Genomic DNA, 13,572 nt, shown 5'->3' with positions numbered 1-13,572 from the left:
TAGACAATGAATAGGGGCCGTGAAATAGTCGCCTGAACTCTCCAAAATCGGTGTGTGATGTCCATTCCAAATCTGTCGGCAATTGATACGGCTGCCAAGCAGTTAGACGGGGTTTTGCTGAAAACGCCCGTCCTCCCATTGGCCGCGGCGCGCTGGGAAAACGTCTTGCCTGACTGCGCAAGTGTGACGGTTAAGCTGGAACTGTTTCAACAGGCAGGATCGTTTAAAGCGCGCGGGGCCTATCTTGGTATTCTGCAGCTTGACGCCGATCAACGCGCCGCCGGCGTTGTTGCCGCAAGCGGTGGCAATCACGCATTGGCAGTGTCTTGGGCTGCACAGGCTGCCGGTGTCGATGCGCTTATTTGCATGCCCCGCGCAGTTGATCCTTCGCGGATCGCAGGCTGCGAGACGCTGGGCGCGACGGTTGAGCTCTATGATACCATGGCCGATGCATTCGCCGCGATGAATGCCTGCGCGGATGCAGGGCGCACCCTGATGCATCCGTTTGAAGGCGCGCATATGACATTGGGAGCCGCGACTTGCGGGGCCGAGTACCACCGCCAAGCCCCGCAGATTGATACCTATGTCGTCCCGATCGGCGGCGGCGGGCTGATTTCGGGCATGGGGTGCGCGATTAAGCAGTTGAACCCATCAGCAACAGTCATTGGGGTTGAACCCTTTGGCGCGGATAGTATGTACCAAAGCTTTGCCAACGGTGCACCTGCCACGTTGGCTAATATCGATACGATTGCAGATAGCCTTGGGGCACCCTATGCGATGCCTTATTCTTATGGGGTTTCCGCCAAATATGTGGACCGGATCGTGCGGGTCGCAGATGATGAGATGCGGCACGCGATGAACTACTATCAACGCAATCTACGGATCACCGCCGAACCTGCTTGTGCTGCGTCTTTGGCGGCTGTGCTGGGGCCGTTGTCAGGCGATTTGACGGGACGTCATGTTGGGATCATCGCCTGCGGATCAAATATTTCGTTGACCCGATATGCAGAATTGATGGGCGCTTTGGCTCAATGACGGAAACTGGCAAAGGGATCATTGCCATCATCGCGACCTGTGTGATCTGGGGGCTATCGCCGATATATTATAAGGCCTTGTCGCATGTGCCCCCGCTAGAGGTGTTGTCGCACCGGGCGCTTTGGTCCTTTGTATTCTTCGCGGCGATTTTGCTGATCCAAGGCCGCATGAAACAGATGTTCGAGCTGATTCGCACAAAGTTTACGGTCATATCCCTTGCGGCGCTGATGGTATCGGCGAATTGGTTTATCTTTATCCTGTCATCGCAAATTGATCGGTCAACCGAGGCAAGCGTCGGTTATTATATTTACCCTATGTTGGCGGTCTTGATCGGTCGCTTTGTCTTGGGGGAAACCTTAAGCACGCTGAAGTGGCTGGCGATCGGGCTGGCGCTTACGGCGGTCACGGTGTTGACCGTGGGGCTTGGGACCGTTCCGATTGTTGCGCTTTCGTTGGCAGGTACGTTTGCTGTATACGGGTTGATCAAAAAGGGTATCACGGCCGGACCAATGTTGACGGTCGCCGCCGAGGTGACGCTTGTTCTACCGCTGGGGATCATCTGGCTGGTCGGTGTGCATTTTGCCGGGTTCGAAGGGTTCCGTAGTGGGGCAGGCGGTGCATTTGGCAACGACCTATCCGACAGCTTGATGCTGATGTTTGCGGGGCCGATCACATCTATCCCGCTTCTGATGTTCAGCTATGGCGCGCGCCGGGTGTCAATGGCGACAACCGGCATCGCGTTTTATATCAATCCCACTTTGCAATTTTTGGTTGCGGTGCTTATCTTTGCTGAACCATTCGGCACCGTGCATATGATCGCTTTTCCGATGATATGGGGCGGGGTGATTATCTATTCCGTTACGGCCTTGCGTCAGGAAAGGGCCTCGCGCAAACGGGTTTCAAGCGCGGCGACATCGGGCACAATAGTGACATAGGACAAGATATCATCGCCTGCGAATCCTTGCGTCACGACATGTTCCAGTAGTCCCCACAACGGGTCCCAAAACCCGTCAATATTCAGCAAGACAATCGGCTTGGCGTGCAAATTCAGCTGTCGCCATGTCAGCGCTTCAAAAAATTCATCCAGTGATCCTGCGCCGCCCGGTAAAACCACAACCGCGTCGGCATTCATAAACATCACTTTTTTACGTTCATGCATGGTTTCGGTGATGACAAAGCTATCGAGATCGCGTTTACCGACCTCCCAATCCAACAAATGCGTTGGGATAACACCAAAGGTTTTCCCGTTCGCTGCTTGCACCGCGTTTGCGACCCGCCCCATTAAGCCCACATCGCCTGCGCCATAAACCAAGCGCCAATCGTTGCGTACCAGCATTTTGCCTGTGGCTTCGGCGGCGTCTGCATAGGCAGCGGACACCCCATCGCGCGAGCCGCAATAGACGCAGACAGATTTTGGAAATGTAGACATAAGGACCCTTTTTGTGCAGCTTCGCTTTGACGCCCGAATGTGGCGTGGTTACGGTGGCCTAACCATGTGCGGTGGGGGCGCCGAATACAATGGCCTGTGAGGGGAAAAGACGTGACCGAAGCATCCAAATCTAAAGTTGTGCGGCTTGCGCTTGGCGCGATTGCCCTTGTCGCCGTCTGGGCGGTTAGCTTGTTGTTCGGGCCTGAACGCGAAACCTCTGATCCAATCGCGCAGGTGGACAGCCCGGCAAACGCCGCCCCAGCTGAAGAGATCGCGCAAGTCACACCAGAAGAACCCGCAGCACCCCAAGGCCCTCAATTTGATACGTTTCGTGTTGAAACGGATGGGGCTATGGTGATTGCAGGCCGCGCAGATCCGGGACAAGAGATTGCGATCATGCTTGGTGGCACCGAATTAGAGCGCGTGACGGCCGATGGCGCCGGCAATTTCGTGGCTTTGCCGATGGCGGGCGTGTCGGATACGCCGCGCAGCCTGACGCTTGTTGCGGACCCAGACGCGGCGGCGCTGCGGTCTGAAACCAGCTATATCGTGGCCCCGATCGCCGCACCTGCGCCCGTTGTGGCACAGCTTGCAGTGCCCGAATTGCCAAACCAAATAGCCGCGCCGCAGGCACCGACGGCCGCACCTACGCAAACCAGCAGTGCGACCCAGCCTGCTGCACCAGCGGCACCCGCAGCACCCGAAGTCGCTGCTGCGCCGATTGCGGCCCCTGAACGTCCAGCAGCGCCAACAGTGCTTCAGGCCGATGCGCAAGGGGTGCGCGTTGTGCAATCTGGTCCAGAGCTTCCCGCGCCAAATGTCGGGTTGGACGCAATTACCTATGACCCCGAAGGCGAAGTGCAATTGTCAGGTCGTGCGGTGGGCGATGGTGCAGTGCAAATTTACCTTGATAATGAACCTGTGACGACCTCACCGGTGACCGAAGGCGGCGATTGGCAAATTGACCTGCCAGAAATTGAAACTGGGATCTATACGTTGCGCGTTGATGAGGTCGATAACGCGGGCGATGTGGTATCGCGGCTGGAAACACCGTTTAAGCGCGAAGAAGCTGCGGATGTGGCCGCTGTTTTGGCTGAAGAAACCGGCGCGGACGGGTTTGAGGTTGCGGTGCGGACCGTACAGCCGGGTGCGACGCTTTGGGCGATTGCGGAAGAAAGCCTAGGTAACGGTGTCTACTATGTACAAGTCTACGAGGCGAATAGCGACCTGATCCGTGATCCTGATTTGATTTATCCGGGGCAGATTTTTCGGATGCCCGAGGTCAGCCAATAGGCAAAGGCCGCTGGTAATCAGGCCGGGTGCAGCCTAAGTAGGGGCCGCCAGCCGGAGTGCCAACATGCGTCATTTAGCGACAACATCAGCCAACCTTGATGATACCAAAGTGCAGGGCTGGGATGTTATTCGGCGCGTCGTGCCTTATTTGTGGCCGCAATCCCAAGCATGGGTTAAGCGGCGGGTTGTGCTGGCCTTGGCGATTTTGTTCACGGCCAAGCTGATCGCGGTCACAACGCCGCTATTCTACAAACAAGCGGTCGATACTTTGGCCCCCGAAGGTGCATCCGCTGCTGCATTTTTAGGGTTTGGCGCGGTTGGGCTGACACTGTCTTACGGGATCGCGCGGCTGATGACCGTGGGCTTTCAGCAACTGCGTGACGTGGTGTTTACGCCCGTGGGGCAACGTGCGCTGCGCCAGCTCGCGCTTGAGACATTTACCCATATTCACAACCTCTCGATGCGCTATCATATCATGCGCAAAACAGGCGGGTTAAGCCGGGTCATTGAGCGTGGTGTCAAGGGCGTCGAATTCCTACTGCGCTTCTTATTGTTTAGCATCGGGCCGCTGATCCTCGAGTTGCTGATGATCGCAGCGGTTTTATTTTTCTTGTTTGATGTCTGGTACTTGGCCGTCGTTTTTGTGACGATTTCGCTCTATATTCTGTTCACGTTCAAGGTGACTGAATGGCGCGTGAAAATTCGCAAAATAATGAACGAACAAGACACCGACGCCAACCAAAAGGCGATTGATAGCCTGCTGAATTTTGAGACCGTCAAATATTTTGGTGCCGAAAAATGGGAGGCTGACCGCTACGACGCGGCCATGGCCGAATATCAGAAAGCGGCTGTGCGCACTAATTATTCACTGGCATTCTTGAACTTTGGTCAGTCGGTTTTGATCACCAGCGGTCTTGTCGCCGTGATGGTGATGGCGGCAATTGGGGTGCAAACCGGCACTTTGACCGTGGGCGATTTTGTCATGGTTAACGCCTATATGATCCAGATCACCATGCCGCTTAATTTCCTTGGCACGGTCTACCGCGAAATTCGTCAAGCGCTGATCGATATGGGCGATATGTTTGATCTGCTTGAACAACCAGCCGAGGTGCAAGACAAACCAAACGCGCCTGCGCTGGATGTGAATGGCGGTCAGGTTACATTGCATGACGTTGCCTTTGGCTATGACGTCGCGCGTCCGATTCTGAAGGGTATCAATCTGACGGCTGAACCGGGCCAAACGGTAGCGATTGTCGGCTCTTCTGGGTCGGGTAAATCGACTATCGGGCGGCTGTTGTTTCGCTTTTACGATGTGAACGGCGGCGCGATGAAAATCGACGGGCAAGACCTGCGCGATGTCACCCAAGAAAGCCTGCATGCGCAAATTGGCGTGGTGCCGCAGGACACGGTGCTATTTAACGATACCATTCATTATAATATCGCATATGGCCGTCCCGGCGCGCGTGAGGATGAAATCATCGCGGCCGCTAAAGCGGCTAAAATCCACGATTTTGTGATCAGTCTGCCCGATGGCTATCAGACCAGCGTCGGAGAGCGCGGGTTGAAACTTTCCGGCGGAGAAAAACAGCGTGTGGGCATTGCTCGGACATTGCTCAAGAACCCGCCAATTCTTTTGTTGGACGAGGCGACATCGGCGCTGGATACCCAGACTGAGATGGAAATTCAGGCCGAGTTGAAAGCAATGGGGAAGGGCCGCACCGTGATCACCATCGCGCACCGCCTGTCGACCATTGCGGATGCGGATCAAATTGTGGTGTTAGAAAACGGGGTCATTGTCGAGCAGGGCAAGCACGATGAATTGTTGGCCATAGCGGGGCGCTACGCGCTGTTGTGGAACCGCCAATCCGAAGAGAATGCGGCCTAATACAGCGGTTGCAATGCGCGAAGACTGCCCCTACTGATAAGGAGACTCCACACAATATCAGGTCTACCTATGTCGATGCTTCGTGCCGCCCTAATCCTAGGGCTTCTATCTGCTGTTGGTCCATTTGCGATTGATATGTATCTTCCCGCGTTGCCTGCAATTGCTTTGGCGCTTGATGCTGAGGTGACGACGGTACAGCTCACGCTGACATCGTATTTCGTGGCGTTTGGTCTGGCCCAGCTTTTCTACGGGCCTTGGGCCGACCAAGTTGGGCGCAAGCGGCCGCTTTATGTCGGTGTTGGGATATTCATTTTGGGGGCCATTGGCTGTGCATTAGCCCCAAGCATTGGCTGGCTGATTGCCGCGCGTGCGTTGCAAGGTTTGGGCGGGGCTGTGTTGATGGTCGTGCCGCGGGCGATTGTGCGCGATATGCACACGGGCACCCAAGCCACCAGATTAATGGCGATGATCATGTTGGTGATTTCAGTATCCCCGATGCTCGCGCCGTTGGTTGGGTCAGGGCTGATCGTCTTTGGCGGGTGGCAAATCATATTTTGGGTGCTGGCACTGGTTGCCATATTGAGCCTCGTTTTGGTGGGAGGTGCTTTGCCCGAAACACTCGCATCGGAACACCGCGTGCCCGTGAATATCGCGAATCTATGGGCTGGGACGAAAATATTGGTGTGCGATCCAGTGTTCATGGGGCTTACACTGATTGGCGGCTTTGGCTTTTCAAGTTTTATGGTGTTCATCGCCAGCGCATCTTTTGTTTACACTGATCAATTTGGGCTAACCCCGACAGGATTCAGCCTGGCCTTTGCGGTGAACGCGGTTGGCTTTTTCGCTGCATCACAATTGGCGGCCCCTTTGGGTGAAAAATACGGCATTCTACCAGTGATGCGCCGGGCGGTCATTGGGTTCGCGGGGTTTTCGATTGTACTGCTGGTGATCGGATTCGCAGGCTTTGCTAATCTTTACGTCGTCATCGCGGGATTGTTTTGTGCCAACGCTTGTTTGGGGCTGATTCTGCCAACCACGATGGTCGTTGCACTTGACCCGCACGGCGAAATTGCGGGCCTCGCCTCGAGCCTAGGGGGCACATTGCAGATGGTGACGGGCGGGCTAATGGTTGTTGTCACAGGGCTGTTCTTTGACGGAACAGCGGTGCCAATGGTCGCAGGTATTGCGCTTTGTTCTGTACTTGCATTGGCGACGGCTTTGCGGACATTTCGCCTGATGAGCCGTGAGACACCGAAAAACGACGGTAAAATCAGCGTGTAAATCGGATAAGAAGGCGCAGGGCGCGCCTTCTTACTTGTCCATCTGGGCAGCTTCGCGATATGAACGCGCAAAGGATGCGAAACATTCAGCGTTAAATGGGGGCCAGGGTGAGCAACTCGGACAGTTTTATCGACGAAGTCACCGATGAGGTGAAACGCGACAAGCTATATGCGCAGATGCGTAAATATGGGCCTATCGCTGTTGCGTTGGTTTTGGCATTGGTTGGGGGTGCGGCATGGTCCGAGTATAAATTCGCCCAAGAAAATGCCCGCGCCCAAGCCGCAGGCGACGCGCTTTATGATGCATTGGTAGAGGCCGACCCCGCAACGCGCGCCACTAACCTAGCCGCTGCACCCGTTGACGCTGGCGCCGCGGCTGTCGCGAATATGCTTGCGGCATCCGCGCTGGTGGAAGCTGGCGATTTTGACGCAGCGGCGCGCGCATTTGCTGCGCTGTCAGCCGATGAAACGGCACCGCAGATGTATCGCGACCTCGCGGCGTTAAAGGCGGCGATGCTGCCCAATGACGACAGCGCCGCCAAGATCGCTGCTTTGACGCCACTGTCACAGCCCGGTCAGCCCTATTATTTGCTTGCGATGGAACAGATCGCCTATGTGCATCTAGAGACCCAAGACACAGAGGCCGCACTGGTGTTGCTGCGTCAGATCGAAGAAGACGCAGCATCAACGCAGGGCTTGCGTGAACGCGTGCAAAATATGATGATTGCCTTGGGCGAACCATTGCCCGAGCCTGTGACACAATAGTACCCGGATTGGAACGCACCGTGATGGCAAAATCTTTCCTCGGCGCGGGGCTCGCACTAGCGCTGTTGTCCGCATGTGGTGAAAAAGACGTGATCCTGCCGGGTGAACGCTTTGCCCTGCGCAACACACCTGTTTTCGAAAACAGCGTGCAACCCGTGAGCTTGCCGCAAGCGCAGGTGAATGCCGATTGGAGCGACCGTAATGGTGGCCCGTCGCATCAGATAAACCATCCTGCGCTGGGGGCGAACCTGACTCAGCTGTTCGCCGTTTCTATCGGCGAAGGCGATAGTCGCCGGGCACGGATCACCGCTGAGCCGGTGGTCGCAGGCGGTATCGTCTATACTATTGATGCGCGTGCAACCGTTACGGCCACCACTGTAGATGGCCGACCGGTTTGGTCCCGAGATTTGACGCCAGACCGCGCCCGCGTGCGCGACGCCTCCGGTGGGGCGGTCATGGTTGGTGGCGGACGCGTCTATGCCACAACTGGTTTTGGTGAAATCACATCGCTTGATGCGGTGACTGGTGATGTCGTTTGGGTCCAAGATCTTGACGCGCCGGTCAATGCCTCTGCAACATTGCGCGGGGATTTGGTCTATGTTGTTGGCCGCGATAGCACAGCATGGGCAATTGACGTCAATGACGGCCGCATCCGTTGGCAACAAAGCGGCACGCCGTCGATTGCCAACTTCGATGGCGGGGCATCCCCAGCGGTTGCAGGGGATACAGTAATCCTGCCGTTCCCATCTGGTGAAGTCGTCGCGACCTACCCTGAAGGTGGTATTCAACGTTGGAGCACGGTTGTCTCAGGTGATCGCTTGGGCAGTGCTGCGTCGCTGGTCACTGATATCGCTGGTGACCCTGTCGTAATGGGGGACCGCGTTTATGTCGGCAACTTTGGCGGACGAATCGTTGCGCTTGATCTGAGCGACGGTAGCCGTATCTGGACTGCGGCCGAAGGCGCGCTGAGCCCGGTTTGGCCAGTCGGCAATGCGGTTTTCTTGGTCAACGACCTGAATGAATTGGTGCGGCTTGACGCGAACACTGGAGATCCTGTGTGGCGCGTGAACTTGCCGAATTTTACAACTGGTAAAACCGCGCGCCAGCGCAGCGTTTTTGCGCATTATGGCCCGATTTTGGCCGGTGGGCGGCTGATTGTGACATCGTCAGACGGGCTTATCCGCCAGTTTGATCCAGCCTCAGGGGCATTAATTGGAACCGTCGAATTGCCTGGTGGCGCGGCCTCTGCGCCTGTTGTTGCAGGGCAGGTGCTTTATGTTGTCAGTAAAGATGGCAAATTGCATGCTTTCCGTTAGCCTCTGATTGGTGTATCGGCGGGCCTCAACATCCGTCAGGAGCCGAAAAGATGAGTTTTACCCTCGCGATTGTGGGCCGTCCAAATGTGGGCAAATCCACGCTATTCAACCGTTTGGTTGGCAAAAAGCTGGCTTTGGTCGATGACCAGCCGGGGGTAACGCGTGATTTGCGCGAAGGCGAAGGCCGGATCGCAGATCTGCGGTTCACGGTTCTGGACAGTGCCGGGCTTGAAGAAGCCACAGATGACAGCTTGCAGGGCCGGATGCGCCGCCTGACGGAGCGCGCGGTCGAAATGGCTGATGTCTGCCTGTTCATGATTGACGCGCGGGCAGGGGTGCTGCCTGCGGATATGGTCTTTGCCGAAATTCTGCGCAAGAAAAACGCCAACGTTATCCTTGCCGCTAACAAGGGCGAAGGCAAAGCGGCTGACGCAACCATCCTAGAGGCTTATTCGCTGGGCCTTGGTGAACCGATCCGTATGTCTGCCGAACATGGCGAAGGCATGGGCGAACTGATGGATATGCTGCGCCCGATCTTTGATGAACACGAAGAACGTGCCGCCGCTGACGCGCCTGAAATCGACGTCGTAGTGGGCGATGATGACGAAGACGCCCCACGTGTTCCGACGCAATCCAAACCGCTGCAAATCGCCGTGGTTGGCCGCCCGAATGCGGGTAAATCCACCCTGATTAACCAAATCATCGGTGAAGAGCGGTTACTGACCGGGCCCGAAGCCGGGATCACCCGCGATGCGATTTCAGTCCAGCAGGATTGGGGCGGCGTGCCGATGCGGATTTTTGATACCGCCGGCATGCGCCGTAAGGCCAAGGTGCAAGAAAAGCTTGAAAAATTGTCGGTCTCAGATGGTTTGCGGGCCGTTAAATTTGCCGAGGTTGTCGTTGTCTTGCTGGATGTCGAAATCCCGTTTGAGCAACAAGATTTGCGGATTGCCGATTTGGCCGAACGCGAAGGCCGTGCCGTGGTGGTCGCGGTTAATAAGTGGGATATTGAGGACGAAAAGCAGACGAAACTTAAAGAGCTGCGGCAAAGCTTTGAGCGCCTGCTGCCACAGCTGCGCGGCGCCCCCTTGGTCACCGTATCTGCGAAAACGGGTAAGGGCGTCGATAAATTACAACAAGCCATCATGCGTGCGCATGAGGTCTGGAACCGCCGTGTCAGCACCGCCAACTTGAACCGTTGGCTTGTGGGGATGCTTGAGCAGCACCCGCCACCCGCACCGGGCGGCAAGCGCATTAAAATGCGCTACATGACCCAAGTGAAAACCCGGCCGCCTGCGTTTGTGGTGATGACATCGCACCCCGACATGATGCCCGAAAGCTATAAACGCTATCTGGTCAATGGGTTGCGTGTCGACTTTGACATGCCCGGCACGCCAATCCGGCTGTTCCTGCGTGATCAAGGCGACAAAAATCCTTATAAGGACAAAAAATCATCCCAACCGTCGCGCTTGTCTAAGCACCTTAAAAAGGGTGGGTCTGACCGCTAAGGTCGGGATTTTCTGACTTGTCTCTCATCCCAAGGGTGCGCACCATTGGCGCGTTCTTAAGAGGTGATTTGACATGAAACGCATTGCTATTTTTTGTGACGGGACATGGAACCGCCATGATGCGGCCCACCCGACAAATGTTGTGCAGTTGGCTCAGGCGGTCAAACACACGGCTGATGACGGCGTTAAGCAAGAGGTGTTTTATGTGCTTGGCGTGGGCGCGGGGCGCGGATCGAATGCCGTTGCACGGTTCTTGGACCGCAAGCTGGGCGGCGCGATGGGTATGGGGCTGGTGGAAAACATCGAAGATGCCTACCGCGCATTGGTTTTTTCGTATGAACCGGGTGACGAGATTTTTATCTTTGGGTTTTCGCGCGGGGCTTATACCGCACGCTCTCTGGCCGGGCTGATCCGTTCTTGCGGTATTCCGCCCCGTAAACATGTTCACCGGCTGGGAGAGGCAATGGCCCGCTATCGGTCGCGCGACAAGAATACGCACCCAGATGATCCAGAAAGCTTCTTGTTTCGCTCCGAATTTTCTCCTTTTACCGCCACAAGCGAAATGGAATGGCAATGGCGGCTGAAGACCCGGCCGGGCCTGTGTGTCAAGCTTGCTGTGAATTATCTGGGCGTTTGGGATACGGTCGGAGCTTTGGGGGTTCCCGGGCATTGGATGTCAGCAAAGCTATTCAACAAGCGCCATGAATTTCATGACCAACACCTGAGCAGCATGGTAGCTTCGGCGCGTCACGCGGTTTCGATTGATGAACACCGTAAAACCTTCCCGCCGGCATTATGGTCCGAGAAATTGGACGAAATGAATTTACGTGCACTTGGATTGGAAAGTGATGCGGCGTTAGACCCGCAAACGCGCGACAACTGGGCGTATCGCCAAGAATGGTTTCCAGGCGATCACGGATCGGTTGGCGGTGGCGGCGACCGCGTGGGGCTGTCGTCATTTTCATGCGATTGGGTCGCCCAAGGCGCCGAACGCGTCGGGCTCGAGATGGATCAGCGTGTTTTGCAAGAGGTGCGCGAGGGGCAGAATATTCGCGAGCATTTAGTGAATAAAAGCAAGCTGAACATAGTGACCCGTTTAATGATGCTTACAAAAAAGGACCGCATTGGGCCTGACCGCATAGCGGATATCAGCAAGGTGGCCCGCGATCGCATCGCTTGTGACAAGGATTATCAACCCAAGACGCTTGAAAAGGTCATGCAACATCTGCAAGAGCAGATCACCAAAGATGATCTTCTCCCACCTGATTAGGCCAGTTGGCCGTCGGCTGTGATTTTTGTTTTGCCGCGCAGGTAAGGGTGCAGCACGGCCGGCAGATCAACTGACCCGTCTTCTTGCTGGCCGTTTTCGACCACGGCGATCAGGCAACGCCCGACGGCTAGGCCTGACCCGTTCAGCGTATGCAGATATTCGGGTTTGCCGCCCGCAGTCGGTTTGAACCGTGCGTTCATCCGGCGGGCTTGGTAATCGCCTGCGACCGAAACCGACGCGATCTCGCGGTAGGCGTTTTGGCCAGGCAGCCAAACCTCAATATCATGGGTTTTGCGCATGCCCGCGCCCAGATCACCGGTGCAAAGCACAACTGTGCGGTAGGGGATGCCCAGCTTGTCCAAAATCGCCTCGGCGCGTTTTGTCATCGCGTCGTGTTCTGCGGCGCTGTCTTCGGGCTTGGTCACGCTGACCATTTCGACTTTTTCGAACTGGTGCTGGCGCAACATGCCTGATGTATCACGGCCTGCCGACCCTGCTTCTGATCGGAAACACTGTGTGTGCGCGACATAGCGGCGGGGCAGGTAGGATTCATCGACCGTCAACCCATTCACGATGTTGGTCAGCGTGACCTCTGCCGTTGGGATCAACCACCAGCCGTTGGTGGTTTGATAGCTGTCATCGCCGAATTTCGGCAATTGCCCGGTGCCATACATCATTTCTTCGCGCACGAGCACGGGGGTGATGGTTTCGGTCAGCCCGTGTTCGTCAACATGTGTGTCGAGCATGAATTGCGCCAATGCGCGGTGTAAACGTGCGACCGCACCTGATAGCAACACAAAGCGGCTGCCGGATAGTTTGGCTGCCGTTTCGAAATCCATGCCGGGGCGAATACCGGGGATGTCGTAATGTTCAACGGGGGTGAAGGCAAAATTACGCGGGCTGCCTGCGCGGTTGATCTCGACGTTATCTTCTTCGTCTGCGCCGTCGGGAATTGACGGGTCGGGCAGGTTCGGGATCGCCATTAGCAGATCAGTGAGGGCAACATCTTGGGCTTTGGCTTCGTCGTTGAGGGCGGCGATTTCGGCTTTCTTTTCGCCGACGAGTGCGCGCAGACGCTGGAATTCATCCTCGTCTCCGCGGCCTTTGGCAGCACCCACTTCTTTGGCGGCTTTATTGGCTTCGGCTTGGGCCGTCTCGGCAGCCAAAATTTTGGCGCGGCGGGCCTCATCGATTGCCAAAATATCGGACGACGCAGGTGACATCCCACGACGAGACAGAGCTGCGTCAAAAGCAGCGGGGTTGTCACGGATGGCGCGGATATCATGCATAGCATCGGTCCTTTATTGGGTGTTTAGCGTGCGCGTGATATGCATCATCGCGCGCGGCAAGTGAACCCGTAATTGTCGGCGGCCGCTTGATAAGCTTTCAAATCACGGTATCGCGTCTGATATAGCCTTGCATCTGGTTGCTAATTGCTTATCTCGCCAGTAACGTGCCGCGACTTTAGGGCCCTATGGCCCCTGCGAATTAAAGGATTACGATATGAGACCTGCCGACCTGTTAATGCTCACGCTGATCTTTGGGATCATGTATTTTCTGCTAATCCGTCCGCAGCAACGCAAGATGAAAGAACACCAAGCTATGCTTGATGCGTTGCGTCGTGGAGACCAGATCGTGACCCAAGGCGGCGTCAAGGGCAAAATTGTGAAGGTCAAAGACGACAACGAAGTTGAAGTCGAAATTGCGGCGGGCGTGAACGTGCGCATTGTGACCTCTACGATCGCAACTGTTTTGAACAAAACCGAACCGGCGAAATCCTAAACGCCGAAG

Annotated in this window: 12 protein-coding genes; 10 read left to right on the top strand and 2 right to left on the bottom strand. The window is 56.0% G+C overall.

Annotated features, from left to right (window positions below; genetic code table 11):
- The first annotated feature begins 57 nt into the window (after positions 1-57).
- Positions 58-1,035: a threonine ammonia-lyase gene (locus tag DS901_RS08395; RefSeq protein ID WP_113776465.1), complete on the top strand. Its 978-nt coding sequence runs from the start codon at positions 58-60 to the stop codon at positions 1,033-1,035.
- The gene (gene rarD / locus DS901_RS08390) at positions 1,032-1,970 is read left to right on the top strand and encodes an EamA family transporter RarD (RefSeq protein ID WP_113776464.1); all 939 of its coding nucleotides are present in this window, start codon (positions 1,032-1,034) and stop codon (positions 1,968-1,970) included. Before DS901_RS08395 ends, rarD begins: the two co-directional genes overlap by 4 nt.
- On the opposite strand, the gene DS901_RS08385 is transcribed toward rarD, so the two are convergent.
- A complete protein-coding gene (locus DS901_RS08385) occupies positions 1,907-2,464 on the bottom strand; it encodes a TIGR00730 family Rossman fold protein (RefSeq protein ID WP_113776463.1) in 558 nt (185 codons plus the stop codon). The two genes, rarD and DS901_RS08385, sit on opposite strands and share 64 nt — an antisense overlap.
- A gap of 111 nt (positions 2,465-2,575) precedes the next feature.
- Between DS901_RS08385 and DS901_RS08380 the strand changes: the two genes are divergently transcribed.
- The 7 genes from DS901_RS08380 to DS901_RS08350 all read left to right on the top strand — a co-directional run bounded on the left by DS901_RS08380 (position 2,576) and on the right by DS901_RS08350 (position 11,781).
- A complete protein-coding gene (locus tag DS901_RS08380) occupies positions 2,576-3,757 on the top strand; it encodes a LysM peptidoglycan-binding domain-containing protein (RefSeq protein ID WP_258546680.1) in 1,182 nt (393 codons plus the stop codon).
- A gap of 64 nt (positions 3,758-3,821) precedes the next feature.
- Positions 3,822-5,642, top strand: a complete 1,821-nt coding sequence (locus DS901_RS08375; protein WP_113776462.1) for an ABCB family ABC transporter ATP-binding protein/permease — start codon at positions 3,822-3,824, stop codon at positions 5,640-5,642.
- Positions 5,643-5,717: 75 nt separating this feature from the next.
- Positions 5,718-6,923 carry a multidrug effflux MFS transporter gene (locus DS901_RS08370; protein WP_113776550.1) on the top strand — a complete coding sequence of 402 codons (1,206 nt, stop codon included), beginning with the start codon at positions 5,718-5,720 and terminating at the stop codon, positions 6,921-6,923.
- A gap of 107 nt (positions 6,924-7,030) precedes the next feature.
- Entirely contained in the window at positions 7,031-7,687 is a 657-nt protein-coding gene (locus DS901_RS08365) for a tetratricopeptide repeat protein (RefSeq protein WP_113776549.1), read from the top strand.
- 23 nt (positions 7,688-7,710) lie between these two features.
- A complete protein-coding gene (locus DS901_RS08360) occupies positions 7,711-9,003 on the top strand; it encodes a PQQ-like beta-propeller repeat protein (RefSeq protein WP_113776461.1) in 1,293 nt (430 codons plus the stop codon).
- A 50-nt stretch (positions 9,004-9,053) separates the two neighbouring features.
- On the top strand, positions 9,054-10,511 hold the full coding sequence (gene der, locus DS901_RS08355; protein WP_113776460.1) for a ribosome biogenesis GTPase Der: 1,458 nt from the start codon (positions 9,054-9,056) through the stop codon (positions 10,509-10,511).
- A gap of 73 nt (positions 10,512-10,584) precedes the next feature.
- Positions 10,585-11,781 carry a DUF2235 domain-containing protein gene (locus DS901_RS08350; RefSeq protein WP_113776459.1) on the top strand — a complete coding sequence of 399 codons (1,197 nt, stop codon included), beginning with the start codon at positions 10,585-10,587 and terminating at the stop codon, positions 11,779-11,781.
- Here the strand turns inward: DS901_RS08350 and serS are convergent.
- Positions 11,778-13,070 (bottom strand): serine--tRNA ligase, encoded by a 1,293-nt coding sequence (gene serS, locus DS901_RS08345; RefSeq protein WP_113776458.1) that lies wholly within the window; start codon positions 13,068-13,070, stop codon positions 11,778-11,780. The genes DS901_RS08350 and serS overlap by 4 nt on opposite strands.
- Positions 13,071-13,284: 214 nt before the next feature.
- Between serS and yajC the strand changes: the two genes are divergently transcribed.
- Positions 13,285-13,563 carry a preprotein translocase subunit YajC gene (yajC, locus tag DS901_RS08340; RefSeq protein ID WP_113776457.1) on the top strand — a complete coding sequence of 93 codons (279 nt, stop codon included), beginning with the start codon at positions 13,285-13,287 and terminating at the stop codon, positions 13,561-13,563.
- The last annotated feature ends 9 nt before the right edge of the window (positions 13,564-13,572 follow it).

The organism is Loktanella sp. D2R18 (assembly GCF_003318235.1).
GTDB lineage: Bacteria > Pseudomonadota > Alphaproteobacteria > Rhodobacterales > Rhodobacteraceae > Yoonia.
This window is presented reverse-complemented; position numbering and strand designations above follow the sequence as displayed.

Bases quoted from the DNA above. Each gene is read 5' to 3' on its own strand.
- DS901_RS08395 (WP_113776465.1), top strand. From the start codon at position 58: ATGTCCATTCCAAATCTGTCGGCAATTGATACGGCTGCCAAGCAGTTA.
- rarD (WP_113776464.1), top strand. From the start codon at position 1,032: ATGACGGAAACTGGCAAAGGGATCATTGCCATCATCGCGACCTGTGTG.
- DS901_RS08385 (WP_113776463.1), bottom strand. From the start codon at position 2,464: ATGTCTACATTTCCAAAATCTGTCTGCGTCTATTGCGGCTCGCGCGAT.
- DS901_RS08375 (WP_113776462.1), top strand. From the start codon at position 3,822: ATGCGTCATTTAGCGACAACATCAGCCAACCTTGATGATACCAAAGTG.
- DS901_RS08370 (WP_113776550.1), top strand. From the start codon at position 5,718: ATGCTTCGTGCCGCCCTAATCCTAGGGCTTCTATCTGCTGTTGGTCCA.
- DS901_RS08360 (WP_113776461.1), top strand. From the start codon at position 7,711: ATGGCAAAATCTTTCCTCGGCGCGGGGCTCGCACTAGCGCTGTTGTCC.
- der (WP_113776460.1), top strand. From the start codon at position 9,054: ATGAGTTTTACCCTCGCGATTGTGGGCCGTCCAAATGTGGGCAAATCC.
- DS901_RS08350 (WP_113776459.1), top strand. From the start codon at position 10,585: ATGAAACGCATTGCTATTTTTTGTGACGGGACATGGAACCGCCATGAT.
- serS (WP_113776458.1), bottom strand. From the start codon at position 13,070: ATGCATGATATCCGCGCCATCCGTGACAACCCCGCTGCTTTTGACGCA.
- yajC (WP_113776457.1), top strand. From the start codon at position 13,285: ATGAGACCTGCCGACCTGTTAATGCTCACGCTGATCTTTGGGATCATG.